21 protein-coding genes are annotated in these 25,230 nt (G+C 36.5%); 9 read left to right on the top strand and 12 right to left on the bottom strand.

From position 1 onward, the window contains the following. Positions 1–339 precede the first annotated feature (339 nt). On the bottom strand, positions 340–1,308 hold the full coding sequence (locus IEV57_RS12815) for a zinc-dependent alcohol dehydrogenase family protein (RefSeq protein ID WP_188443440.1): 969 nt from the start codon (positions 1,306–1,308) through the stop codon (positions 340–342). 171 nt (positions 1,309–1,479) lie between these two features. On the opposite strand from IEV57_RS12815, the gene IEV57_RS12820 reads away from it, so the two are divergent. The 5 genes from IEV57_RS12820 to IEV57_RS12840 all read left to right on the top strand — a co-directional run bounded on the left by IEV57_RS12820 (position 1,480) and on the right by IEV57_RS12840 (position 7,966). After that, positions 1,480–2,247, top strand: a complete 768-nt coding sequence (locus IEV57_RS12820) for an SDR family NAD(P)-dependent oxidoreductase (RefSeq protein ID WP_188443441.1) — start codon at positions 1,480–1,482, stop codon at positions 2,245–2,247. A 28-nt stretch (positions 2,248–2,275) separates the two neighbouring features. Beyond that, positions 2,276–3,481, top strand: a complete 1,206-nt coding sequence (locus tag IEV57_RS12825; RefSeq protein ID WP_188443442.1) for an acyl-CoA dehydrogenase family protein — start codon at positions 2,276–2,278, stop codon at positions 3,479–3,481. A gap of 106 nt (positions 3,482–3,587) precedes the next feature. Then, a complete protein-coding gene (locus tag IEV57_RS12830; RefSeq protein WP_188443443.1) occupies positions 3,588–4,616 on the top strand; it encodes a phosphotransferase family protein in 1,029 nt (342 codons plus the stop codon). A 3-nt stretch (positions 4,617–4,619) separates the two neighbouring features. Further along, on the top strand, positions 4,620–5,498 hold the full coding sequence (locus IEV57_RS12835; RefSeq protein ID WP_188443444.1) for a 3-hydroxyacyl-CoA dehydrogenase: 879 nt from the start codon (positions 4,620–4,622) through the stop codon (positions 5,496–5,498). A 56-nt stretch (positions 5,499–5,554) separates the two neighbouring features. Then, the gene (locus tag IEV57_RS12840) at positions 5,555–7,966 is read left to right on the top strand and encodes a hybrid sensor histidine kinase/response regulator (protein WP_229744447.1); all 2,412 of its coding nucleotides are present in this window, start codon (positions 5,555–5,557) and stop codon (positions 7,964–7,966) included. Between the two features lie 86 nt (positions 7,967–8,052). Here IEV57_RS12840 and trmB read toward each other — a convergent pair whose 3' ends face one another. From trmB to holA, 9 genes are all read right to left on the bottom strand, one after another. Continuing rightward, positions 8,053–8,715, bottom strand: coding sequence for a tRNA (guanosine(46)-N7)-methyltransferase TrmB (gene trmB, locus IEV57_RS12845; RefSeq protein WP_188443445.1), 663 nt, complete (start codon positions 8,713–8,715; stop codon positions 8,053–8,055). A 2-nt stretch (positions 8,716–8,717) separates the two neighbouring features. Further along, positions 8,718–10,001: a bifunctional folylpolyglutamate synthase/dihydrofolate synthase gene (locus IEV57_RS12850; RefSeq protein WP_188443446.1), complete on the bottom strand. Its 1,284-nt coding sequence runs from the start codon at positions 9,999–10,001 to the stop codon at positions 8,718–8,720. A gap of 8 nt (positions 10,002–10,009) precedes the next feature. Then, positions 10,010–10,966, bottom strand: coding sequence for an energy transducer TonB (locus IEV57_RS12855; protein WP_188443447.1), 957 nt, complete (start codon positions 10,964–10,966; stop codon positions 10,010–10,012). A gap of 2 nt (positions 10,967–10,968) precedes the next feature. Then, on the bottom strand, positions 10,969–11,361 hold the full coding sequence (locus tag IEV57_RS12860) for an ExbD/TolR family protein (RefSeq protein ID WP_188443448.1): 393 nt from the start codon (positions 11,359–11,361) through the stop codon (positions 10,969–10,971). Between the two features lie 2 nt (positions 11,362–11,363). Then, positions 11,364–12,056 carry a MotA/TolQ/ExbB proton channel family protein gene (locus IEV57_RS12865; protein WP_041779401.1) on the bottom strand — a complete coding sequence of 231 codons (693 nt, stop codon included), beginning with the start codon at positions 12,054–12,056 and terminating at the stop codon, positions 11,364–11,366. Between the two features lies 1 nt (position 12,057). Next, a complete protein-coding gene (locus IEV57_RS12870; RefSeq protein ID WP_188443449.1) occupies positions 12,058–12,909 on the bottom strand; it encodes a hypothetical protein in 852 nt (283 codons plus the stop codon). An 82-nt stretch (positions 12,910–12,991) separates the two neighbouring features. After that, positions 12,992–14,659, bottom strand: a complete 1,668-nt coding sequence (locus IEV57_RS12875) for a TonB-dependent receptor (RefSeq protein ID WP_188443450.1) — start codon at positions 14,657–14,659, stop codon at positions 12,992–12,994. Between the two features lie 25 nt (positions 14,660–14,684). Continuing rightward, entirely contained in the window at positions 14,685–17,672 is a 2,988-nt protein-coding gene (locus IEV57_RS12880) for a tetratricopeptide repeat protein (RefSeq protein ID WP_188443451.1), read from the bottom strand. Between the two features lie 17 nt (positions 17,673–17,689). Continuing rightward, positions 17,690–18,712, bottom strand: a complete 1,023-nt coding sequence (gene holA, locus IEV57_RS12885) for a DNA polymerase III subunit delta (RefSeq protein WP_188443452.1) — start codon at positions 18,710–18,712, stop codon at positions 17,690–17,692. A 130-nt stretch (positions 18,713–18,842) separates the two neighbouring features. Here holA and IEV57_RS12890 point away from each other — a divergent pair, with 130 nt between their 5' ends. Then, positions 18,843–19,562: a tetratricopeptide repeat protein gene (locus IEV57_RS12890; RefSeq protein WP_188443453.1), complete on the top strand. Its 720-nt coding sequence runs from the start codon at positions 18,843–18,845 to the stop codon at positions 19,560–19,562. Here the strand turns inward: IEV57_RS12890 and IEV57_RS12895 are convergent. Then, positions 19,549–20,391, bottom strand: coding sequence for a universal stress protein (locus tag IEV57_RS12895; RefSeq protein ID WP_188443454.1), 843 nt, complete (start codon positions 20,389–20,391; stop codon positions 19,549–19,551). The genes IEV57_RS12890 and IEV57_RS12895 overlap by 14 nt on opposite strands. Positions 20,392–20,405: 14 nt before the next feature. Beyond that, positions 20,406–21,326, bottom strand: a complete 921-nt coding sequence (locus IEV57_RS12900; RefSeq protein WP_188443455.1) for a 2-hydroxyacid dehydrogenase — start codon at positions 21,324–21,326, stop codon at positions 20,406–20,408. Positions 21,327–21,546: 220 nt separating this feature from the next. On the opposite strand from IEV57_RS12900, the gene IEV57_RS12905 reads away from it, so the two are divergent. The 3 genes from IEV57_RS12905 (at position 21,547) to serA (ending at position 25,012) form a co-directional block, all read left to right on the top strand. Continuing rightward, positions 21,547–22,398 (top strand): DUF2911 domain-containing protein, encoded by an 852-nt coding sequence (locus IEV57_RS12905; protein WP_188443456.1) that lies wholly within the window; start codon positions 21,547–21,549, stop codon positions 22,396–22,398. A 79-nt stretch (positions 22,399–22,477) separates the two neighbouring features. Beyond that, positions 22,478–22,966 (top strand): NUDIX hydrolase, encoded by a 489-nt coding sequence (locus IEV57_RS12910; RefSeq protein WP_188443457.1) that lies wholly within the window; start codon positions 22,478–22,480, stop codon positions 22,964–22,966. A gap of 153 nt (positions 22,967–23,119) precedes the next feature. After that, positions 23,120–25,012: a phosphoglycerate dehydrogenase gene (gene serA / locus IEV57_RS12915; RefSeq protein ID WP_188443458.1), complete on the top strand. Its 1,893-nt coding sequence runs from the start codon at positions 23,120–23,122 to the stop codon at positions 25,010–25,012. Positions 25,013–25,230: the final 218 nt, after the last annotated feature.

Raw genomic sequence — 25,230 nt, forward strand, 5'->3', positions numbered from 1 at the left:
GGTTTTAACACTGGCAACTTCGTAATATGAGGTCAAAGGTATTTTTTTTCCACAGGGGCTTTAGCCCTGATATCTTCATAAAAAAATCAAGACAATGTCTCTAGAGGGGCGTAGCCCTGACATCTCAAGAATCCATCTAATTCCAAACAAGTTTGATTTGATCAAACACCTTCTAGATTACAGGGCTACGCCCCTGAAAACCTTTCAATATCCACATTTTTCTACGAAGATTTGAGAGCTCCGCTCCCTTGCAACTTTAATAAATATATCAATTCTCAATTTACTAATAACTAATCCCCCAATCACTACTCTCCTAATCACAATTCCCCCAATCAACTCCTAACTAACCAAAATGATCTTCCCGTTCCTCCCCGCTTTTTCATAGGCCTTTAGTGCTTCCTGAAATTCCTCCAAAGGATAGGTCGCTTCAATATCTACTTTTACCTTTTCTGAAAGTAAATGTGTAAAAATCGTTTTGAAGGCCATCTGTCTGGATTCAGCAGTCAAACTTTCCATCCATGTTGACAACCAAAATCCTTCAACTTTCAAATTCTTAAAAATTAACAACCCAGAATTCAATGGGATATTTTCAAGGCTTAATAAGCCGAAAACAAACATTTTTCCATTTGTTCTCAGGCAAGACAATGCTCTTGCGCCAAGCACCCCTCCTACTGCATCGAAGACAACATGTGCTCCTTCACCTGTATGTTCGGCGATAACCTTTGGTAATTTTTCATTCTCGGTATTGATCACTACATCAGCACCCAATTCTTGTAACAAGACTTTTTGATCATCTCTGCGAACAGTACATGCTACTTTGATTCCTTTTTGGCTGGCCATTTGAATCGCCAATTTCCCGAAAGCAGAGGCTCCAGCTGTGATAAGTAACCAATCTCCGGATTTCAAACCACTCGCTTCTATCATCCCGTAAGCTGTCAGAGGATTGACGAAAGCTTGACAAGCGACTTCATCAGACATTCCATTTGGAACCGGAATCAATAAATGCGCTGGCACGGTTACGTATTCTTTCCATGTACCAATTGCAGTAAATATTACTTTTGTACCCTTTTTGAAAGTACCAGCTTCGTCTTCCTCCTCTACGATTCCGGCAGCTTCAAAACCAGCTGAACTAGGTAGTTTTGGGGTGATTCCATACATTCCTCTCACAAACATGATGTCTGAAGGATTGATATTTCTTGCGGTAACTTTAATCAAAACTTCCTTAGGACCAGCCTTTGGCATTTCTGCTTCTTCTAATTTTAAAACTTCTTCTGGAAAGCCCGTGGTGTGAAATACTACTTGTTTCATCTATTGTCTTTTTTAATTTTTTTCGAAAATCTTAATTACAATTTACAAAAAATACTCGGTATGCATAACATTTTTTAAAATATGCTTAGATTATAAAATGGATTTAATTAACTTGAAGAGACTTAGTTTTTAGAAATATAAAATCATCAAAACCATAAATCAGCAATTACTATGGATCTCTCAAATGTCTTTTCATTGGAAAATAAAGTTGCTTTAATTACTGGAGCAAGTAAAGGAATTGGATACAGCATTGCGGAAGTTTTTGCCGCTGCTGGCGCAAAAGTCGTAATCTCAAGTAGAAAACAAGATGATTTGGACGAGTTAGCATCAGCTCTCCAGAACAAAGGATACGAAGTGACTGGTGTAGCGTGCAACGTTGGAAAGCTTGAAGAACTCCATAATCTAGTGGAAAAAACAGTAGCTAAATACGGAACTATTGATATTCTCGTCAATAATGCCGCTGCCAATCCTGTTTTTGGACCTGTTCACGAAACAAGTTCTGATGCTTTTGATAAAATCATGAATGTCAACTTGAAAGCACCTTTTGAGTTGATGAAATTATGCCTCCCATATCTAAGAAATTCTTCAAATGCTTCAGTGATTAACATCAGTTCCGTTGGCGGAATATCTCCAGAGGTTGGTTTGGGAATTTATTCTGTAAGCAAAGCGGCTTTAATTTCTATGTCTAAAGTTTTTGCTAAAGAATGGGGTGATTACAAAATCCGAGTCAATGTCATCTGCCCAGGATTGATTAAAACCAAATTCTCTGAAGCACTATGGAGCAATGAAAAAATCATGACGAGCATGATGAAAATGCTTCCAATCAAACGAGTTGGGGAACCAGAGGAAATCGGTATGATGGCTTTATTTTTAGCCAGTAGCAGTGCATCCTACACAACTGGCGCTGTATTGACAGCTGACGGTGGATTTACGATATAATAAAACAACAAACCCAAAATATACACTTATGCAAACTTCAGTTTTTGAAGCTTCACCAAAAGTAGCCGAGCTACTTCAACGATACGAACATTTTTTAAAAGAACATATCTTCCCAATCGAGTTGGAAGTGATCTATGGATCATTCAAAGCCTTTTTGCCCAAGCTGAATGAATTAAGAAACTTGGCAAAAAAAGAAGGCCTATTCGCTCCTCATTTGTCAACTTCTGAAGGTGGATTGGGCTTAGATTTGTTTGAGTTTGCATACATTTCTGAGCTTCTTGGAAGAAGTCCACTAGGACATTACATTTTCAATTGCCAAGCACCTGACATCGGTAATATGGAATTGATGCATCAATTCGCTAGCGAAGAACTCAAAAACAAATATCTCAAACCTTTGCAAGAAGGTAAAATCAGAAGTTGCTTCGCCATGACTGAACCTCAGCATGCAGGCAGTAATCCTGTTCATTTATCTACAAGAGCAGTAAAAGAGGGTGATCACTATATCATCAATGGTCATAAGTGGTTCACTTCCTCAGCAGATGGGGCATCATTCACGATCGTGATGGCTGTCACTGATCCTGAAAATGAAAACCCATATCAAAAAGCCAGTATGATTTTGGTTCCCCTGGATAATCCGGGTTATCAATTGCTGAGAAATATTCCAATCATGGGTGATGCTGGAGAAGATTACATTTCGCATGGCGAAGTGAAGTTTACAGATTGTAAAGTGCCTGTGACCAATTTGATCGGAAGAGAAGGCGCTGGATTCGCTCTGGCACAAGAGAGATTAGGGCCTGGACGGATTCATCATTGTATGCGTTGGATTGGGATTTGTGAAAGAGCCATGGAGATGATGTGCCGAAGAGCGATTGAACGTGAATTAGATCCCGGAAGACCTCTTGCCTCCCAACAGACGATCCAAAATTGGATTGCAGAAAGTTATGCCGAAATCAAAGCCTCAAGATTGATGGTCTTGGACACGGCTTTTAAAATTCAGCATCATGGAGCAAAAGCTGCCAAAGAAGATATTTCCACGATCAAATTTTATGTTTCTAAGGTGTTGATGAACGTGATTGATAGGGCCATTCAAGTTCATGGTGCTTTGGGAATCACAGACGATACAATGTTGTCATTTTGGTATCGACACGAACGTGGAGCGCGGATTTATGATGGTCCTGATGAAGTGCATAAATCTGTGTTGGCAAGAAAAATCATCAAATCTTACCAAGTTTAAGATTTAGAAATTAAAGCCTAATTATCTGGAATCATAGGTTAATTAAGTTAATGGTTGACTGGTTAACTAAAGTTTAGTGAAAGTTCAATATTACCAGAGGAAAAATATGACATTAGAAGACCTAAAAATAAAAATTGCTCCATTTTTAGAGGACAAACTTGCTATCAACACCGAGAATATCAGCATTTCCCAGTTCAAGGGTGGATATTCAAACCTCACCTATCTGATCAAAGCTGAAGATAAAGAGTTTATCCTGAGAAGACCACCGCTAGGAAAAAAAATCAGTAAGGCCCATGATATGATTCGGGAGTTTAAAGTTCTCGAGGCACTCCAGAAAGCTGGATATAAGAAAATCCCAAAGCCAATTTTATCCTGTGAGGATGAAGCTGTTATCGGCTCTCCATTTTTCATCATGGAAAAAGTTGATGGATTGATTTTAAGAAATCAGATTCCCGAAGGAATAAACCTAAGTTCGCGCTTTTTTCAAGATTTATCCAAAAACACCATCGATGCCATGCTTGAATTGCATCAATTGGAATTGAAAGATTCAGGTTTGTTGAATCTTGGCAAACCCGATGGTTATGTAGAAAGACAAGTCAGTGGTTGGTCGGAAAGGTATTTGAAAGCTAAAACAGATGAAATTCCAGCGATGGAATTCGCCATCGAATGGCTCAAAAGTAATTGTCCAACAAGCAAAGCAGTAAGCTTTCTAAACAATGACTTCAAGTATGACAACATTGTCTTAAGAGACGAATCAAACCCAGAGATCAAGGCTATTTTAGATTGGGAAATGGCCACTGTCGGAGATCCTTTGATGGATTTGGGGACTAGTTTGGCTTATTGGGCAGAAAAAGAAGATGCAGAAATCCTCAAAATGTTCAACCTCACCCATCCAGATGGAAATATGACAAGATCAGAAGTCATCAATTATTATGGAAAAAAATCCGGTTTAGATATGTCCAATATGCTTTTCTACTATGTTTTTGGCGTTTTCAAAGTGGGTGTCATCGCTCAGCAAATCTACCAAAGACATATGCAAGGATTTGCACCTGATCCGAGATTTGCAGGATTAATACATGTTGTGAAAGCTTGTGGTAAAACAGCCAAGAATAGTATAGAAACAGGAAAAATATAAGCTATGAAAATTGAAAAAATATGTATTCTCGGAGCAGGAACTTTAGGTAGTAGAGTTGCTTTACAAGCGGCACTTTCAGGTTATCAAGTGACTGTTTATGATATCAAGCAAGAAGCTCTTGACAGTTCTCTAAAAGTGATGAAGAAAATTCTGTACCAGCTAGAAAAAACCTCTGAATTAAAAGCTGATGAAGGTAATCAAGCACTTAACAAAATCCATTTTACACTTGATCCCAAGATTGCCGTAGAAGATGCTGACCTCATCAATGAAAGCGTCATCGAAGAAATTGATGTGAAAGAGAAAGTCTGGAAGCAATTTGGTGAGTTAGCCCCTGAAAAAACGATTTTCACAACCAATACATCATTTCTATTACCTTCGATGTTTGCTGATATTTCGGGCAGGCCTGAAAGATTTTGTGCATTTCATTTTCACGATGTTTTTTACAGCAAAATTGTGGACATCATGCCTCATCCAAATACCGATGCTGAAATTATTTCAATTTTGGAAACTTTAGGAAAATCTTTGAAGCAAGTTCCTGTCATCGTCAGAAAAGAAAATCATGGTTATATTTTCAATTCCATGTTGATGGCGTTTATTGGTGCTGCGGGTAAATTGCTTACTGGCGAAGTAGCAAGCATAGAAGATATTGACAAATCTTGGATGGTGAATTTCCACATGCCCATGGGTCCTTTTGGAATCTTAGACAGCATTGGGTTAGACACGGCTTGGCATGTCACGCACAAGATGCCAGATAGAGCTTCTCAAGCTTTTGCACAACTTTTAGAAAAATATATAGCAGCAGGAAAATTGGGTGAGAAGGCTGGAGAGGGCTTTTATAAATATCCTAACCCCCGATATAGAGAAATTACTTTTCTAAAGTAAATCTAAAGTGCGTTTTATTTACGTATTTAGCCAAGTTATTAATTTGATTTACGGTTATGGGAAATAAAGTACGTAATTTCATATTCATCGTGATTATTATCATGATTGGAGATGTATTTCAATCTCAAGCACAAAAGCTACTTTCAGGAGAAAATTTCATTCAGCCAATTTCAGTATTTGAGCATGCAAAAATCACAAATGTTGGTTCTACATTTTACAGTATAGAAGAATTTGTAAAGGTAGAAGAAGAGCTAGCTTTTAACTCAATTGAAGGTGCAAATACTAATTTAGGATTCACTAAAGATAATTATTGGCTAAAGTTTTCTCTGACTAATACATCTGAAAGACCGATTAGTCTGTATTTTGAGACTGGAAGACCGATTACTGATATTGTAGAATTGCATCAAGTCATTGCAAATGGTAATATTCTTTCTCAAGTCAGTGGTGATTTGATTCCTTTTGATGAAAGACCAACAAGCCATAGAAAGATTATTTTCCCTATTGAACTGGAAGCAAATACTACTCAGGATTTTTATGTTCAATATCAAAGTGACGGTGAAGTCATCAATCTTCCTCTAGACATTCACAGTGCATCATCTTTAATACTAAGCTCCTACCGAGATCAACTGATTTACGGTGTTTTTTATGGAATATTATTGCTCGCAGGAGCTATTTATTTGTTCTTCTATTTTGGAATAAGAGAAAGAAGTTTTATCCTTTATTTCGCCTATGTATTCTCCATAGCTTTCTTGCATTTATCACTAGATGGATATTTCTTCCAATACATTACTCCAAATGGAGGTTGGTTTTCAAATAATGCAGTACTTATTGCAGCCGCATTCTCAACCCTAGCTTTTGGTAGATATACACAGATTTATATGAAAGTTAAGACTTTCAGTCCTATACTTCATAAAATATATAATGGACTTCATCTTGCTGTTTTGACTTTAATTGCTGCAATTTGCTTTATCCATGCTGGACAGCATTTATATTACCCACTGGTAAATGTATTGGGTATATTTTTACTTTTCCTCATTGTAATCACTGCTACCACTTCACATTTTAAAAATGCTGCGCAGGATATCTTCTTCACACTCGGTATTCTTTCATTCTTTGGAGGATTTATTTTCTTTTTGTTGAATAATTTTGGTGTGATACCAAATTCATTTCTCACAGAAAACTCTTCCAAATTGGGAACAGGTTTAGAAATCATTTTCCTATCCCTCTCTATGGCAAACAGAATTAGGATTCTGAAGTCTGAAAAAGAAAAAATGCAAGGTATTGCTTTGGCGCAATCACAAGAATCCAACGAGATAAAATCATTCTTCTTATCTAACATCAGTCACGAACTTAGAACGCCATTGAATGCTGTAATTGGTCTATCAAAATCCATTCAGGAATCAACAACAGACGAAAAAACCAAAAGTGATTTGGAGGTAATTCAGTATTCTTCTTTAGGCCTTTTGTCTGCCATCGATGATATTTTAGATTATTCTAAAATTGAGAAAAAAGAGCTTAAGCTGGAAGAAAGGCAGTTTGACTTAATTAAAATGATCAAAGAACTGAGGTCATTAACAGAAAATCAAGCTAAAGATAAAAACCTGAATTTTGTCTATGAAGAGATCAATCAACTTCCAAAATTCGCTTTAGGAGATCGGTCAAGGTTGAGACAAATAATCCTAAACCTGTTGAATAATGCCATCAAATTCACGAATTCGGGTGATGTAAAGCTAAGTATCAAAACAGAAATGTTGCCTAACAATGTACTCGATCTTAAGATCAAAATTTCAGATACTGGTCTGGGAATAAGGAAAGAAAAATTAGATCGAATTTTTGAATCTTTCATCCAAGAACAAATTGATGATAAAAGAAAATTTGGTGGTTTTGGATTGGGATTGTGTATAGTAAAAGCTTTAGTGGAATTGCATAACGGAAAAGTTACTATTCAAAGTGAGCATGGTGAGGGAACTACTGTTGATGTTAGTTTGACCTTGAACCTTCCAGAAAAAAACACAAAAGAAATACAATCACCAACACATGAAAAGGGCGTTTATGACCTTAATGGAAAAAACATCTTGATCGTAGAAGACAATCCTGTAAATCAAATGGTGATGAAATCCATCCTTAGAAAATGGAAAAATACCACATTTGACATTGCTAACCATGGTTTGGAAGCTTTGGATAAATTGAATGTAAAACAATTTGATTTGATCTTAATGGATCTGCAAATGCCTGAAATGGATGGTTATGAAGCAACTGAAGCAATCAGAAACGGCGTTTGCGGAAAGCAATATGAAAATATTCCAATCATAGCAGTAACCGCAGATGCGACAGACAAGGCAAAGAATAAAGTGAAAAGTATTGGTATGGATGATTACATGACCAAACCCGTTGATTCAGATGAATTATATGGAAAAGTGATGAAGTGCTTCTATCTGCAAACAGTTGATTTATCAGAAGTCTTGTAGGGAAAGTTTCAGATTCATATAAAAGAACAAAAGGCATTGGAGTTTTTCCAATGCCTTTTGTTCTTTTATTCTAGATATATTTTTGATCAATCATTAAACTTAAATTTTAAATATTTAATTTTTTCTCCCTTTTCGCTGAAAATTCCCTCGTACCTAGTTTTTATACCATGATGGTCATCTTTGAATTCAGATTGATAAAAATCATGCGTAAAGGCCAAAATCTCACAATCTTCTCGCTCAGAAATAACTTCCAAAGTATACTCAAATAGTCCAGTATTATCCGTCTTGAAATTGACAATACCTCCCGATTTGATCATTGGCTTGTACATATCCAAATATCTCGGACTGGTGAGTCTTCTTTTTTCATCCCCATCTCTCGGAAACGGATCAGGGAAGGTAATCCACAATTCAGAAATCTCTCCATGCGAGAAGAAATCTTCTAATAACTGAATTTGAGTTCTCAAAAAAGCCACATTTTCCAAACCTTCAGCAAGAGCGATTTTACTCCCTTTCCAAATTCTTGAGCCTTTGATGTCTACACCAATGAAATTTTGCTCAGGATATTCTCTTGCCAATCCAACAGTAAACTCGCCTCTTCCACAAGCCAACTCTACTACCAAAGGCTTTTCATTTTCAAACTGAAGTTGATTCCAGTTACCCTTTATATTCTTAAAAATGTCTTTACCATCCTGAACGACATTTCTATTTTCTTCATTTTCTTTAAATCTCTGTAGCTTATTCCTACCCATTTTTACAATTCATTAATTTCGGCGACTACAAAGGTACTCCCTCCGATAAATATTAAATCATCTTTTGTTGCCTTTTTCTTAGCTTCGGTTATTGCTAGATTCACATCTTCAACCACTTCTCCTTTTAATCCTGCTTCATTCCCTTTGGAATACAGGTCATTAGCTGTCATCGCTCTTGGGATATTAGCTTGTACAAAAAAGTAATAGGCATCTTTTGGAAGCATAGACAAAACTTTGGATACATCCTTGTCATTGACCATTCCAATAACGATAAAAAGCTGATTGTAAACATATTCATGGATCTGATCAAGGATATACTTTATTCCGTCTTCATTGTGTCCAGTATCACAAATCATCATCGGATTACTTCCCAATTGTTGCCATCTGCCCTTTAAGCCCGTATTTTTTATAACTTGAAATAGACCTTTCTCGATATGATTTTGAGTAATTTGGTATCCTAAGCTTTGAAGAACCTTAAGAGCTTGTAATATTCCAGCTAAATTCTTCTGCTGATAATTCCCTTTCAAATCGAGTTCGATAGAAAACTGCTCTGAATTGGTATTAATTTGAAAAACTCCAGCAAGTGAATTTTCAATTTTTAGAACTGCGAAAAGTTCCTCAGCATAATAAATAGGAGCATTCTTTTCCTTTGCTATTTCTTCGAAAATAGACGAGGTTTCCTCTTGCCTTTGACTGATCACTACAGGAATATTCTCCTTGATGATTCCGGCCTTTTCTCCTGCGATTTTTGGGAGTGTGTCACCTAGAAATTGCATGTGGTCGTAACCAATATTGGTAATGACCGAAAGCTCAGGTATAATCACATTTGTACTATCAAATCTCCCTCCCATTCCTACTTCAATCACTGCGATATCGACTTTTTCTTTGGCAAAATACCAGAAAGCAAGACCAACAGTCATTTCAAAAAAACTGGGCTTGAGTTCATCTAGAAAGTCCTTCTGATTCACCACAAAATCAACCACTTCGTTCTGAGGGATTTCTTCCCCATTGATTTTGATTCTTTCTGTAAATGATTTGAGGTGTGGAGAAGTGTAAAGCCCAACCTTATAACCAGCTTCCATCAAAACAGAACAAATTGCATGGGAAGTACTTCCTTTCCCATTTGTTCCTGCTACATGAATACTTTTAAATTGGTTTTCAGGATTCCCAAGTTGTTTACAAAGTGCAATTGTATTACTCAGATCCTTTTTGAAGGCAGATGCACCAACTCTCTGAAACATGGGGAGTGCATTGAACATGTAGTCCAATGTTTGTTCATAATTCATCGTGTAAATTAATCTACTTTGATGATAAAAGTTATTTTTCCAGAAGAATAATCTGCAGTAGGGTTTCCACTTTGGCGTTTGAAGGAAACTTGATTGACTACAGTTCTGTAGTAAGCCAGCACTTCATTGGATACATTATATTCCAACGGAATCGCTTGGACAATCTTACCAGAATCATTTACTGTGATTTTAAAAACTATTCTCCCATTTCGGGTAGAAACATTATCTCGAATATTAGGCTTGGAAGCAAAATCCCATCCAGCCAAATCCAAATTATATCCTGCACCAGGACCGGCCACTCCGGCGCCTGTTCCTGAACCCATCAAAGATCTTCCATCGACAGTCCCAGTGGGTTTGCCTTCGTCTCCTTTTTGTGTTGATGACCCTTGAGCACTTCCTTTAGCAGCTTGAGTTCCTGTTCCTGTAGTTCCTCCTGCACCCATTAAGGCACGTTGATCTACTTTGGGTTGCTCTGCTGCTTTCGGTGTGGTTTTCTCTGCCTCAGCTTTCGCAGGTTGTGTAACCGGTGTAGTTGCCCTTTTCTCTGGGACTACTTCTTTAACGACAGGCGTAGTCTTTTCAGCACCTTTTATGATACTTGGGGTTTTGGATACTGCCTCCAAACTAGATTTTGTTGGTGTAGAAGTTGGTCTTGCTTGTGCTGCTGGTGTTGAAGCAGGAGTAGCAGCCTCAGTTGGTTTTGATGAAACCTCTCCAGGAGCTGCGGGAGTTGTTACTTCTGATTGGATGTCATTTGGTGCAGAAAGAGTTTGTGTATTTCCACTTCCAAAGTCAGAAAAACCCAAATTCAATTCCAGACCATATTGTGGCAAAGGAGGAATAGGTTGTTTCCAAACAACCATAAAATAAATGAAAAGCAATACCAGAACGTTTACAACGATGGTAATGATCCAAGCTTTGCGCTTATTCTCTGCTTCTTCATTATTTGATTGCCAAATTTCCATTTCTATTTATAGGGTTTAGTTGCTATGGAAACATTTGCCTCCAAGCCTGCTGCAATACCTCCGATTTCTACTAAGTATTCTACGGGAACTTCTTTATCTATGTGGAGAACGACTTGACCTTTCTTTTCTTTCAATAATGTCGTCAGTTCTCCTTTTACAGCTTCTCTGTCAACAATTCTATCGTTTACAGAAAATCTAAGATCTTTTGTAATAGTAACAGTTACTTCCTGCATCACAATGTCAGATGCCTCACTAGAAGGTAAGTTAACTGGTAATCCTGAAGGGGTGATAAAAGAAGAAGTCAACATGAAAAAGATCAATAAAAGAAATATAATATCTGTCATTGATGACATACTAAATGAGGACTCGACTTTATGTTTGGATTGTAATGCCATCTTTATTTCTCTTGTAAAATATCCATAAACTCAATCGAAGTATATTCCATATTGTGAACCAATTTCGATACTTGTGACACGAGGTAATTGTATCCCAAATAAGCGATAATCCCAACTACTAAGCCAGCGGCAGTAGTAATCATGGCTTCATAGATTCCTGTTGAAAGGAGTTTTGGAGAAACCATTCCCTCTTCTTGGGCTACGCCAATAAATGCACGAATCATGCCAGCAACAGTTCCTAAGAATCCAATCATTGGCGCTGCACCTGATACGGTAGCAAGCAGGTTGAGGTTTTTCTCAAGCTTGTAAATCTCGATTTTACCTACGTTCTCTATGGCAACTTCTATATTTTTCAAAGGACTCCCTATTCTCTCCAATCCTTTCGCAATCATATTGGCAACAGGAGTAGTTTCTCCCTGACATAAGATCCTTGCTTTATCTACCTGACCACCTTGTACCAATATTTTGATTTGATCCATCAAATGCTTGGGTGATTTTTCTGCTTTGCGAAGCGTAATAATTCGCTCTACAAAAATGAATATTGCCAATACGAACAAGGCATACAGAGGAATCATCATATATCCGCCTTTGATCAATAAATCGAGAAGACCAATGTCTCCATTTCCAGCATCCATAATTGCTAGGCTGTCGACCGCCATTGTATTGTCGGTAGAAAGGGTTTGTAGTAGAATCATATTAATATTTCAAAATCCAAATAGCGTCTCCAAATTCACCTTTTGCAGTTTCCCATGCTTCGGTGGCCGTCTCTATATTGTCAAACTTACCAACGGCAATTCGGTAGTTTCTGATATCCCCATAAGGGAAAATGATCCAAGTATTTTTATCCATTCCCATAAATTTCTCTGCCTCACTCCTTGCCAACCTCTCAGAAGTCACACTTGCAACGACAACAAAATAGCGAGGATTTGATTCTCTGCTTTGTATCAAAGTCAATTCTGGGGTAGACTGAGCAACAATGGGTTGTTGAACTTCTGGAATCACTTCTACATCAATTTCCTCTCCCATTTCTTCCGCATCAGCTAAAGGTTCTTCATTGGTTGAAATTGCTGATTCATTCTGAGAATCCGAATCATCTTCTTTGATTTCAACATTTGCTGTTTGTGGACCATTTTCAACTTCTGGCAAATAGTATAAAAAGTAAGCCATAGCTCCCAACACGACAAGTATTAACAAAGTAAGTATCATGATCAGCGGACCATTTGACTTTTTCTTTGCTGTAGTGCTTTGAAAAGTTCTCTCAGTTTTTTTGATTTCAATAGGCTTAATTTCAACACTTTCTGGTTTAGGAATTTCAACGACAGCAGGTTCAATTTCAACTACAACTTCTGGCTTGACATCATCAGTAGGATTTATAATTTCATCCTCAGCTATTTTAGCTGACGACTCCAATTCTTCTAATTCTTCTTTTGGAAATTCTTCTGTCAATGACTCCGAATTGAGTGCCAAAGGAACTACCTCTACAAAAGGAAAACCATACTCTTGGTCTTCTTGAAAGTCGTTGTTATTACTGTTTTTCCTATCTGCCATATTTTTATTCTGAATCAGCCTACGAAACTAAGACAATTGCAGCAATTCGCAAATTGTACGTGGGTTAGACGGTTGATTTTCATTAAAATTTGAAAGTTAATCCACCAATCCCCTGAATTCCTCTTACCGGGTAGTTTAGAAACCTTTGATTAGATTGATTCAAAAGGTTATTTCCTACTGCAAAAACAGAAAATTGATCGGTTATTTTATAATCTATTTTCAAATGTAAATCCAAGATCGTGGGCAAAACCTCAGTTGTATCAAGGCCACGATTGAATGATACAATTCCTCCCATCGCATTCAAATTTGCATGAATCAACAACTTTTCCATAGGCTTAAAAGTGTTCCCTAAATTCAACTCCCATTCAGGTCTGTGAAATGCAGCTGCAAGCTCATTTAAAGTATATTGATAATAATTTATTGAAGCGTTTAACTTGTACCAATCCTGATACTCCCATCCAACTTTTGCAACATAGTTTATCAACCTAGTATCCGAATCATAAGCAAGATTGAATTTCAAGCTGTCTGTTGGTGATGTATTGAAGAAATGCATATTCGCAAATTTGCCAACATTCACTCCAGCTTCATAGGTCAACTCTCCATTAACCGTTCCTTTCAACCCAACTTTAGCCACAAAATTTTGAATAGTATTCAATAATTGGTCACTCGGACCTAAAAACTGATTTTCCATCACAAAATCATAATAGGTTTTTCTCAATACATCTCCTTCGAAACCTGCATAAATCCCAAATGCATCATCCAACATATAGCTCGCTTGAATATCAGGATAAACATGAAAATCAGACTTTTTATTGGTGGTAATATCATTTTCAAAGATGATGTTTGCACCCGCTTTGACTCCTAGTCCTTCCTTTCTGTATTCTACAAATGGGTTCAATCTAAAATAATTCCGATTTATATCTCGATAAAACTCGTCAGACGGGGTAGTTAAAGATAGTTTTGCGTCGACTGCTGCTCTGAGCTTTTCATTAAACCAAAAATCAACTTCCCCATTGATTCCTAGTTCGTTTTCCACTGCCATAAAGCTATCCCCAAACAATCTCACATTCAGGTTTGCATCATAATTGAGGTCAGACATCTTTTCTAGATTGGAGATTCCTCCTCTAAGTTTGAAGGTGTTGAAAATATTCTGAGAGGTGACATAATCTTCTAAGAGGATGTTTTCAGGATCATAGCCATAGAAATTGTACATGTCTCTGCTGTAATCCACATGACCATAAAGCTGAAAATAATCCTTAAAAAGTGTTCCATCAAGTCCTACAAGTGTATGTGTTTCGGCTGAGTTTTCAGCTCCAACCGGTCCAGTATAAAAACCCTCGTGCTTTACTTTTGCACCAATATTATAATCTCCTTCTTCCCACAAATTATATCTCGCCTCAACTATAGGTGATGTGTAATTTCCAAAACCCAATCTTACAAATCCAGGAAACAACTCCTCTCTATTTCTAGGAAACTGTTTTTGTGAAGCTTCTGGCGCAATCTCTAAAGGTGGCAGTGCGAAGAAAAATGGCTTTACCAAATAGTTGAAATTTGCTGTGCTTTTTGGTGTTGGAAGAACTGGAATTCTTTCGAAATTTCTAGGCTGTATCGGTAATGTGAGTACCCTATCTTTCCTAATTACGAACTCTTGGTCTTGTACCTCTCCCCTTTGCTGAGCAAAGGAATCAAAAGTTAGCCCAGTGCAAATTAGAATAAATATATATCTGAAAATCAATTGTTTATTTATCATTGTCTAAATATAAATCAGGGATTGATTATTTAATTTGAGCTAATTTAGCTTGTGCCATTTTTTTGATTTCTGCATCCTGTGCTTGTTCTACCACTGACTCTAGTGTAGCCTTTGCTTGGAAGGTTTCACCAAGAGCAAGATAATTATCAGATAGCAAAATGAAACATCTTCCATACCAATAGGCATGTGCTGAGAATGGTCCTGAGAAATCAAAAATGGCATCATTCGATTGTGCGTAATTTCCCTTTTTATTATAACTCTCTGCCAATAAATATAAGCCCTCGGCCCCATGCACAGTTTTATATTCATTAATTAGTGTAATCAGAGCATCTTCTGCTTCATTCACCTTTCCGATTTGGAAATTGGCTTTCGCCTTTAGCAACATAGATGAAGGAATAGCATCTGCCATCACATTGCCCAAGTTAATCACCTTGTCTGCATAAAAGATCGCAGAATCAAATTTATTAGTGTAGTAATGGGAATCCATCAAGCCTTTGAAAGCTTCGTACTCTTCTAATTTGTTTCTCGCCCCTTTCACAGATTCTCTTAAATAGAGCATGGCCTTCGCATAATTCTTATTTTCTACTTCTATGGCAGCAATTCTCTGAACAGCCCTCAATCTCTGCGGAGAGTCCCTCAAGGCATCTATCTGGTAGAAATAATTAAGCGCTTCTGCTTGATTTCCAAGCTTAGAATAAGAATCTCCAATAAAATAAGTTACCTCAGCTTTATTGGCAGATTGAGGATAGTTTTTCAAATAATCCTGAAAAGCTTTGATGGCCTGCTGATGCGAATTTGAAAAGAAAAGATTTTTTGCTGCTTCAAACTCTACATTTTGTAAACTTTGATTGTCAGGATTAGCATTTCTGTACCGTGATAAGTAAGTCGAAAATTCCCCGGTCCTATTCTCCAAAGCCAATGCCTCCTGAAGACCAATCAGAGCAGATTCAGCATTGGAAGAGTTTGGGTGACTTTCTAAAATCTTTTTATAGTCATTGATAGTTTCGTCATATTGCTGAAGTGAATAACTTGCAATAGCTCTTCCTTCCAAGGCAAATGGAATAAATTGACTATTCGGTCTGCTCGAAATCAATCTAGTAAATCCATTTTTAGCATCACTGTATTGGGTCATTTCCATATTGATTTGCGCTTTTTGAAAAATCGCATCTTCTAAATATAGACTAGACGGAAAATTATCAATCACTCGATTCAATTGATCAATTGCTTGTGAGTTATTACTTTGGAAATTATGAATTACCCCTGATCTAAAGTGAGCGTAGTCTGTATAAGCGCTTCCTTCTCTAACCGCTCGCTGGAAAACACTAAGAGCATCTGAAAATTTCTTTTGAACATAATATGTATCCCCCAAACGGATAACTGCATCATCATAATTTTCCTTATCCTCCGCTCTTTGCATCTTGTCAACGTAGGATTTAAATTGTCCTTCTGCTTTGACATACTGTTGGGAATTGAAATAAGCGTATCCTAAGCCATAGTGTGATTTGATTAGGAAGGGATCATTTGCACGTGGCCTAAGAGCTTGTAATCTTTCGTAAGATTTGATGGCATCAGGTAAATTCTCTCTTGCGGCATAATTTTCACCTTTCCAAAAATGTGCCTGATTGACCAAGTCTTTATCAATCGGTGTACTGATTGCTTTATCGAAATATTGAGTTGCCAAATCATTTTTCTTGTCTCTGTAATATACAATTCCTTGATAGAAAGAAACCTTTTGATAGGCAGCATTGATCCGATCAGACTTTTTCGGCATTTTCTCAATTTGCTCGATTGCTCTCAGATAATTGCTTGTATTAATCAAAGCATCAGCCAATAAGTCTTCTGCTTCTCGCGCATATTGACCTCTTGGATAATTTTCCAAATAGGTGTCTAACCCAGTCACTGCATCTTGGAAGCTACCCCTTTCCAAATTGACTTTGGCATAATTGAATAGGGCTTCTTCTTTGATTTCAGGATCTGCATCACTTTTGTAAGCTGCATTGAAGCTTGTGGAAGCGAATTGCGGATTGTTTAATTTCAAATATGAATGACCAAGATAATAGCTTGATACTTGACCTATTTTATCATTTTCGCCGGCGGAAACTTTAAAATAATCAGTTGCTCTTTGGTAGTTTTGAATTTCGTACTGAGCAATACCTGCTTTATAAATTTGAGGCCTTTCTAAAGTCCCTTTTCTTGTATTGACAAATTCATCATACTGATTAGCAGCTTTTTGAAAATCTCTCTTGTCAAAATAAGCCTCTGCCAAATACAAATGGATTTCTTCTTTTCTATCTAAATTTCTTCTATTTGCCAAAACTGGTTCTGCATAGGCGATCAGTTCATCATAAAGTCCTTGTCTGTAATAAACCCCTGAAAGCATATACGGAACTTTATTGGCATAAAAATTTGACTTATCTGCTTCTTTGAAATCTGCAATAGCTTGATCATAACGTCTGTTTTCCATATGGATAAAACCCGCATAATAATTCGCATCAGGTGTATAAGCAGATCGCTCTCTTTTGACCAAATTGAAATTGATCAAGGCATTTGCATAATCTTCTAATTGAAATTGAGCGTAGCCCATTTTAAAAAGTACTTCAGCGCGTTGCTCTGGCCAAATCTTATTGGTATCTACTCTTTGAAAAGCAGGTATCGCTTCTCTATAATTTCTTCTATCAAAAAAAAAGTTACCCAAAATGTGAGCAGCTTCATTAACTTTTGGGTGATTGGGGTGGTTTCTAATAAAATCATAAACCAAGTCAGAGGCAGCGGGATTATCTATTTTCAATGCTGATATCGCATGATGAAAATCAACAAAGACTTCATCATTTTTAGAAAGATCAGCGGTTTTAAGATCTTCAAACTCGTACTTGGAAGCACTAAAAAGTTGCTTGTCGAAAAGTTCGAAATTATCATTTAAAATTTTTTGTGAACTTCTTTGGTATAAGCTCGATTGAGCAAAAGACAGCTGAATGGATAGAACCATCCAAAATAACACGAGAATTTTCTTCATATAAGTCAAAACGCTAATTAATGCATGATTTTGAAAATCAATTCTTTAAGGATCAAGGATTCATCCATTTTACTGATATTTACGCCTTTTGAACGTAAATCAGCCTCTTTTATGAAAGCAAAAGCTTCAATAACCTTGCCCAAATTGTAATTTTTAGCTGCTATGTGATATTCTTTGATAAAGAAGGGATTAACCGCTAATTTTCTCGCCAAATCTGCATCGGTAGCACCTTTAAGGTCATGATACAACGCCAATTTGCTGAAATAATTATATATCACTATGATCGTTGGGATCAATGGGTTTGCTTTCGGATTTTGCAAAAAGTAATGGATGATTTTATTGGCTTTCAATACATCCTTGACTCCGATTGCTTTGGTCAATTCAAAATTATTGTAATCCTTGTTGATTCCAATATACTTATGAATATGATCTGCTGTGATTTGGGTAGATTCTGTAAAATTGATCAACATTTTGCCAATTTCATTGGTCATCACTTCAAGATTATTTCCAATACTCTCGGCAAGCAAAACAGCTGTTCGGTTATCTATTTTATGCCCTTGTGACTGAATATATCCTTCAATCCATGGAGCAAGTTTATATTCAGGGATTTTGTCTGATTTTACGAGAATGGCTTTTTTATCAAGTTCTTTGGCAAGTGCTTTTCTACCATCTAGGTTTTTGTACTTAAAAGCAAAAACCAAAATCGTACTTGGAAGTGGATTTTGAATATAATTGATCAGTAAAGTATCTATCTCTTCACGACCGATACCCCATATATTTTGAGCTTCTTTGACAATCACCACTTGTCGATCTGCCATCATCGGAAATCGTCTCGCATTTCCCAATATGGCAGTCATTGGAGCATCTTTTCCGTACATAATGGTTTGGTTAAAACCTTTTTCATGCTCCGCAATAGCGTTTTTTTCAATAAAATCACTGATGACATCAATAAAATGTGGTTCTTCGCCTTGCAAAAAATAGATGGGTGCATATTTGCCTGCCTTGAGGTCTTTGATTACGTCTTCTGGTTTACTTGGCATAGTTGAAATTTTCAATTCAAAGATAGAAATATTTAACCTTTTAAAAAGTCCAATATTAAGTCAAAACTTAATTTATTCTAAACTTTATAGGCCTTACTTTTGTATATCTATAAGACAAAATAAAATACAAGTGGGAAATTTTGACATTGGTGTAGGGTACTTTAAGGAAGGAAAATTTGATCTTGCGTTAGAAGAAATAAACGCCTGCATTACAAATGACAATAAAAACTCCGAGCTCTATTTTTTCAGAGCTAGAGTGTATTCGAGACTAGGGAAATTTGAATTAGCGCTAGAGGATTTTGATTACTTGACAGCATCGGAGCCATATAATCCAAGCTATATCAGTGATAGGGCTGTTGTCTTACATCTTTTGAAGCGGAATGAAGAAGCAGCAGTTGAGTTTGATCGAGCATTAAATTTAGAACCTTCAAACCCATATCGCTATTCAAGCAGAGCTTATTTCAAGGATAGAATTGGTGATTTTCAAGGTGCCATAGACGATTATACCAAAGCCATTGAAATGGATCCTGAAGATGCTGTGGCTTACAATAACCGAGGAATGGTAGAAGAAAAAATGGGATACTTGTCTCGAGCAAAAAAGAGTTTCGAAATTGCTGACGACTTGGTAGGTTATAAATCAAGTCAGCAGGCAAAACCGGAAAGCATTGATAATTCTGAAAAAAATAAAGCAACATTTTCTATGCCTAAGCAAGAAAATGCTGCTTCTAAGGTGAGTTTTGAAAGCTATTTCAATGTCTTTAAGAAAATCTTTACAGACAAATCTACCTGGAGTGAATTTGTAGATTTTATCGGTTCTGGATTCAAGTCCAAAACTCCTAAAGATTCTTAATTACATAAAGCGGCTTGTTAATGAAATAAGACATCTTTCTTGAAAGGTTTTTAGCAAAGAGTTGGTCAAACCAGCTCTTTTTTTTGCTTAAAGTAACAAGCATATCTCCTTTGGCAGTAATAAGATAATTCTCCAATCCTAGCCCCGGTTCATCGCGGTATGATTTTAAAACAAAAGTCTTTTTTTCATACTTGATAAATGGCTCAATTTCTTGAACCATGGTTTGATGAAGAGATTTATCTATAGTTTTGGATCTTGAGCTCACGTGAACTAAGTCAATTTCGGAATCAAAAAAACCAGCCAACTCAACAACTTTCTGAATTGCGATTTTATCTTCCTCTACATAATCAGTCGCATAGACAAATTTCCGTGGAGTTTTGAAATATACTTTCCTTGGAATCAGCATTACATCTATCTCCGAGTTATCTACAAGGTTAGAGGATCTTGTCCCAATAAAGTTTGTCTTAAAATCATTGACTCCCTCAGTTCCCATCACAATTAGATCGGCTTTCAGGTTTTCTGCATATTCTAAAATCGAAGTAACAATCTTACCTTCTTTAATTTCTGCTTGGCAGGATTTCAAACCTTTACTGATACTTTCTTCATTTACAGTTGAAACGAGACTATTTAGCTTCTTTTTAATGAAACTATATTGATCTCCCGAATGAAAGTCATTGGATGATAGTTTTTGATAATCCTCTTTATCTGGCACGTGTACCAAATAAAGGTCAGCTTGATATTTTTCTCCAAGTTTAGAAGCGTATTCAATTGCATTCAATGAACATTCGGAAAAATCAGTGGGGCAAACAATTTTGAAGTTCTCTTTCATAGTTCTTTGGGTTTTCAGTAGCCTTTTTGTCTGTCGACAAGATTGACTAGGGGTTGATTATTGAGCATTTTTTTATAATTCTCTACAATTTGCGGAGCAGCTGCCTTAGGGTTGGTTACGCTAGCAATATGTGGAGTGATAGTTATTTTTTCTTCCTCCCAAAAAGGATGATCTTCTGGAAGCGGTTCTTTTCTGAAAACATCCAACATGGCGCCTGAAATAAAGCCTTCTTGAATTGCAGTCAACAGATCTTCTTCTACGAGATGATTGCCTCTTGCTACATTAATTAGGTATGTCCCTTTTTTACATTTTTTAAAGAAATCTAAATTCAGGAAATTTTCTGTTTGAGTTGTTAAGGGTAGTAAACAAACCAAGACATTCACATTTTGTAGAAAATCATTCAGCTGCTCCCCATAGAAATATGGATAAGTCAATTTTCCTTTCGGAGAGTTTCCATAACCAAAAACATCGAAATTCATCAATTGTAATTTCTCTATAACGTCACCACCCAACTCACCTACTCCCAATACGCCCACTTGAATATCAATTTCAGGACTACTCATATCCCAGACCTTTGACTTCTGAAGTTGGGTAAATCTAGACGTGCGACGATGATGGTTTAAAATGCCCATTATACAATAATTAGTCATTGAAAAAGTCAACTTTTCATCTACTATTCGGGTGATAGGCAGGCTTGGATCAATTGAATCATCTGACAAAATATGATCTACTCCAGCCCCCATAGAGCAAATAAGCTTCAAATTAGGGAATTCACTTAAAACCCCTCTCGGATGTTGCCAAAGCATCACAGTGGAAATTTTTTCTTTATTGACAATATCAGGAAACACTTGAATATCTATTTCCTTGTCAATTTCTTTCATATTTTCAATCCAAACACTGGGATTTCGCCCAGGTGAAATAATTGCAATTCCCATTAAATCTATTTCTAAAATAAAATATTAATAAATAAAACTTTAAACCAATCGATCGTTTGTAGGATAACCAAAGATTGATCAATTTTAGGTTGTTAAATTGAAACCTTAAGTAAAAGAACATGATCGATTAATTGATTTTTTTTTCTTTTATATTATACAATTTCAATTTAACCACACAAAAATGAATTTTAGATGAATTTTACCAAAAAACAAGATTAAAATGAACTTCAAATCTTATTTATTGCTCGTATGTCTTTTGATGGTTTCCTTAAGCTACTCTACAGCGCAGCAAATCGAAATGCCTCAGGCAAGTCCCGCTTCTAGTATTGCTCAAAAAATCGGTCTGACAGATGTCAAAATTGAATACAGTAGACCTAGTGCAAAAGGTAGAAAAATATTTGGCGAATTAGTTCCTTATGGAGATGTGTGGAGAACAGGTGCTAATGCAGCGACGATCATTACTTTCTCAACTGAAGTGATGATCGAAGGCCGTAAAGTACCTGCGGGTTCATATGCACTTTATGCAATTCCAGGCAAAAGTGAATGGACAATGATCTTATCCAAGAATACAGGTCTTTGGGGAGCTGTTGGATATAATCAGGAGGATGACCTTCTGAGGTTCAAAGTAAAGCCGGGAAAAACAGGTCAGAAATACGAAACAATGGAAATCAATTTTGTAGATATGACTGATACAGGCGCTTCCGTTGCGATCAAGTGGGAACAAGTGAGAGTCAAATTCAGAATCGAAACAGAAGTGGATGGAATTGTAATGAGTCAGATCAAAGCTTTGGTTATAGACCAAGAACCTACTAACCCAGGATTGTATTACCAAGCGGCGAACTATTATTTTACAACCAATAAAGATTTGCCTATTGCTCTAGATTGGATCAATAAATCAGTTGACTCAGACCCAAAATATTGGACCATGCATCTTAAAGCAAAAATCGAACTTGCTTTGGGCAAGAAAAAAGAAGCGATCGAAAGTGCTAATAAATCGATGGAAATGGCAAGAGATGCAAAAAATCCGGATTATGTAGGCTTAAATGAAAGGCTTATCAAATCCATTAAGTAATAATTTTTAGCCTCTGAGATATCGAAATCAGAGGCTATTTTTTTATCTTTCTTTGAATTCTTAAAAACCCACATCACCCATGTCAAAAATCAGCCCAGGAATCAAGAAAGTAGCTACAATCTGCGTCTTAAGAAATGGAGATCATTTTCTCCTATTAAAAAGAGCAAAAGAACCAAATAAGGGACTTTACACTCCTCTAGGGGGAAAATTAGATCCTTTCGAGACTCCTTTAAATGCTGCTATTCGTGAAACTTGGGAAGAGTCAGGAATCAAAGTCAATAACATGGAATTTAGGGGTATTCTGACAGAAACTTCCCCAGTTGACTACAATTGGATCAGTTATGTGTATTTGGCAGAGATAGAAAAACAGACTACCGTGGAAAGTGATGAAGGTTCTTTAGAATGGATGCATGTGGATGATCTTCTCAAAATCCCAACACCCAAAACCGATCTTTATATTTACAAATCTCTAATAAAAGGTTCTAAGTTCATCTTCAATGCAGAATATAATGAAGACCTAGAACTTCAACTGATGATTAATGAATTGACAGAAGATAAATTAATCTAAATTAAAATTAGCAAAATTCTGCCTAGATGTTCAATACAATCGATTTCGAGAAAATTATAGGAATTTGCTAAAAGTATTTTTGTTAATAAAAGTGTTTATTTTTTAATAATATTCTAATTTTGAACATCAATTCATTCAAACTTCATTACAATAATGCCCAATAGCACAAAATTCATCATTGACTTTGATAGTACATTTACACAAGTAGAAGCCCTAGACGTTCTTGGTGAAATCAGCCTTGCACAAGATCCTAAGAAGGCGGAGAAGTTGAAAGCCATCAAAGATATCACGGATATGGGTATGGAAGGCACACTTAATTTTCGGGAAAGTTTAGAGCGAAGATTAGCTATTCTTGAAGCAACCAAACCACAGATATCGGAGTTGATTGTTGAATTGAAGAGCAAAGTTTCGAAGTCATTTCAGCGCAACAAGGAATTTTTAAGTGACAATGCTGAAAATATCATCATCATTTCAAATGGATTTAAGGATTTCATCACACCAATTGTAGGTGAATTTGGAATCAAACCTGAAAACATCTTTGCGAATGAATTTGTCTACGATGATTCTGGGAAAATTGTAGATTTCGATAGAGAAAATATCCTTTCTAAGAATGGTGGCAAACCAGAAACCATCAAAAACCTTAACTTAGAAGGTGAGATTTATGTGATTGGCGATGGATATACTGACTATGAAATCAAAGCTTCCGGAATGGCTAATAAATTCTATGCCTTTACCGAAAATATAAACAGACCAAAAGTAACTTCAAAAGCTGATCACATCGCTCCTAGTCTTGATGAAATTCTTTATGTTAATAAAATGAATAAGAAATTTTCCTACCCAAAAAGCCGAATTAATGTTTTGCTTCTAGAAAATGTGCATCCTATTGGGGTGGAACTAATGAAGCAAGAAGGTTATAATGTAGAAGTAATTGCTTCTGCCCTTTCCGAAGATGAACTAGCAGAAAAAATCAAAAACGTAAGTGTGCTAGGGATTCGCTCGAAAACCAATGTGACTAAAAAAGTATTGGAAAATGCCAATAGGCTAATTTCGATTGGCGCTTTTTGTATTGGTACTAATCAGATTGATCTTGAAACCTGCACAGAAAAGGGAATCGCTGTTTTCAATGCTCCTTTTAGCAATACGCGTTCTGTGGTGGAAATGGCCATTGCTGAGATTATATTTTTGATGCGTGGATTTCATGATAAAAGCCATGGAATGCATCAAGGTATTTGGGACAAATCTGCAACGGGTAGTTTTGAAATCAGAGGGAAGAAACTCGGAATCATCGGTTATGGAAATATAGGTGCTCAACTTTCTGTCTTAGCAGAAAATATGGGACTTGACGTCTACTACTATGATGTCATTGAGAAACTTGCTCTTGGAAACGCCACTAAAATAGATTCACTTGACGAACTCCTAGAAACTTGTGATGTAATTTCCTTGCATGTGGATGGTAGAAAAGACAATGAAAACATCCTTGACAAAGCTAAAATCGCAAAGATGAAGCCTGGCTCCTACCTTCTCAACCTTAGCAGAGGTCATGTAGTCGATATCAATGCATTGAAAGAGGCTTTAGAGTCTGGACATATTGCTGGAGCAGCAATTGATGTGTTTCCTGAGGAACCAAAAAACAATTCCGAACCCTTGGTTTCTGAGTTGCTAGGAATGAAAAATACTATTCTCACGCCACATATTGGAGGATCTACACTGGAAGCTCAGCAAAATATCGCTCGATTTGTTCCTGGCAAAATCATGGAATATATCAATACAGGAAATACTTATAACTCTGTAAACTTCCCAAATATTCAATTACCTTTCTTGAAAGATGCGCATAGACTGATTCATATCCACCAAAATGAACCTGGTGTACTTGCAAAAATCAACAATTGCCTCGCTAAGCATGAAATCAATATCGTAGGTCAATATCTCAAAACCAATGAAAAAATCGGTTATGTAATCACGGATATTGATAAAGCCTATTCTCCTGATGTTATCGACGATATGAAAGAAATCCCAGGGACGATCCGTTTCAGAGTTCTTTATTAATCAGTTATTGGTTACAGTCGATTAGTAACTTGTAACTCCAATTACTTTAAATAAATATCTGGGGACTGTTTAGAAAGCAAATATTTATAAAAAATTTATCTCTTACCTATTGAACTTAGCCAATATTGCTTTTTGAAGCTTTATTGGCTATTTTTTTCTCCTTCAGCTTTCATATTGAATTTTTATCGTTGATTCCAGAGATATTTAGCATTATCGTT

This window comes from Belliella aquatica, from assembly GCF_014637795.1.
Classification (GTDB): Bacteria; Bacteroidota; Bacteroidia; order Cytophagales; family Cyclobacteriaceae; genus Belliella; species Belliella aquatica.

Excerpts from the sequence above, each read along its gene's own strand:
- IEV57_RS12840 (WP_229744447.1), top strand. The coding sequence starts at position 5,555 with ATGGGAAATAAAGTACGTAATTTCATATTCATCGTGATTATTATCATG.
- IEV57_RS12900 (WP_188443455.1), bottom strand. The coding sequence starts at position 21,326 with ATGGGAATTGCAATTATTTCACCTGGGCGAAATCCCAGTGTTTGGATT.
- serA (WP_188443458.1), top strand. The coding sequence starts at position 23,120 with ATGCCCAATAGCACAAAATTCATCATTGACTTTGATAGTACATTTACA.
- IEV57_RS12815 (WP_188443440.1), bottom strand. The coding sequence starts at position 1,308 with ATGAAACAAGTAGTATTTCACACCACGGGCTTTCCAGAAGAAGTTTTA.
- IEV57_RS12855 (WP_188443447.1), bottom strand. The coding sequence starts at position 10,966 with ATGGAAATTTGGCAATCAAATAATGAAGAAGCAGAGAATAAGCGCAAA.
- trmB (WP_188443445.1), bottom strand. The coding sequence starts at position 8,715 with ATGGGTAGGAATAAGCTACAGAGATTTAAAGAAAATGAAGAAAATAGA.
- IEV57_RS12830 (WP_188443443.1), top strand. The coding sequence starts at position 3,588 with ATGACATTAGAAGACCTAAAAATAAAAATTGCTCCATTTTTAGAGGAC.
- IEV57_RS12880 (WP_188443451.1), bottom strand. The coding sequence starts at position 17,672 with ATGAAGAAAATTCTCGTGTTATTTTGGATGGTTCTATCCATTCAGCTG.
- IEV57_RS12835 (WP_188443444.1), top strand. The coding sequence starts at position 4,620 with ATGAAAATTGAAAAAATATGTATTCTCGGAGCAGGAACTTTAGGTAGT.
- IEV57_RS12820 (WP_188443441.1), top strand. The coding sequence starts at position 1,480 with ATGGATCTCTCAAATGTCTTTTCATTGGAAAATAAAGTTGCTTTAATT.
- IEV57_RS12895 (WP_188443454.1), bottom strand. The coding sequence starts at position 20,391 with ATGAAAGAGAACTTCAAAATTGTTTGCCCCACTGATTTTTCCGAATGT.
- holA (WP_188443452.1), bottom strand. The coding sequence starts at position 18,712 with ATGCCAAGTAAACCAGAAGACGTAATCAAAGACCTCAAGGCAGGCAAA.
- IEV57_RS12850 (WP_188443446.1), bottom strand. The coding sequence starts at position 10,001 with ATGAATTATGAACAAACATTGGACTACATGTTCAATGCACTCCCCATG.
- IEV57_RS12865 (WP_041779401.1), bottom strand. The coding sequence starts at position 12,056 with ATGATTCTACTACAAACCCTTTCTACCGACAATACAATGGCGGTCGAC.
- IEV57_RS12905 (WP_188443456.1), top strand. The coding sequence starts at position 21,547 with ATGAACTTCAAATCTTATTTATTGCTCGTATGTCTTTTGATGGTTTCC.
- IEV57_RS12910 (WP_188443457.1), top strand. The coding sequence starts at position 22,478 with ATGTCAAAAATCAGCCCAGGAATCAAGAAAGTAGCTACAATCTGCGTC.
- IEV57_RS12860 (WP_188443448.1), bottom strand. The coding sequence starts at position 11,361 with ATGGCATTACAATCCAAACATAAAGTCGAGTCCTCATTTAGTATGTCA.
- IEV57_RS12875 (WP_188443450.1), bottom strand. The coding sequence starts at position 14,659 with ATGATAAATAAACAATTGATTTTCAGATATATATTTATTCTAATTTGC.
- IEV57_RS12825 (WP_188443442.1), top strand. The coding sequence starts at position 2,276 with ATGCAAACTTCAGTTTTTGAAGCTTCACCAAAAGTAGCCGAGCTACTT.
- IEV57_RS12870 (WP_188443449.1), bottom strand. The coding sequence starts at position 12,909 with ATGGCAGATAGGAAAAACAGTAATAACAACGACTTTCAAGAAGACCAA.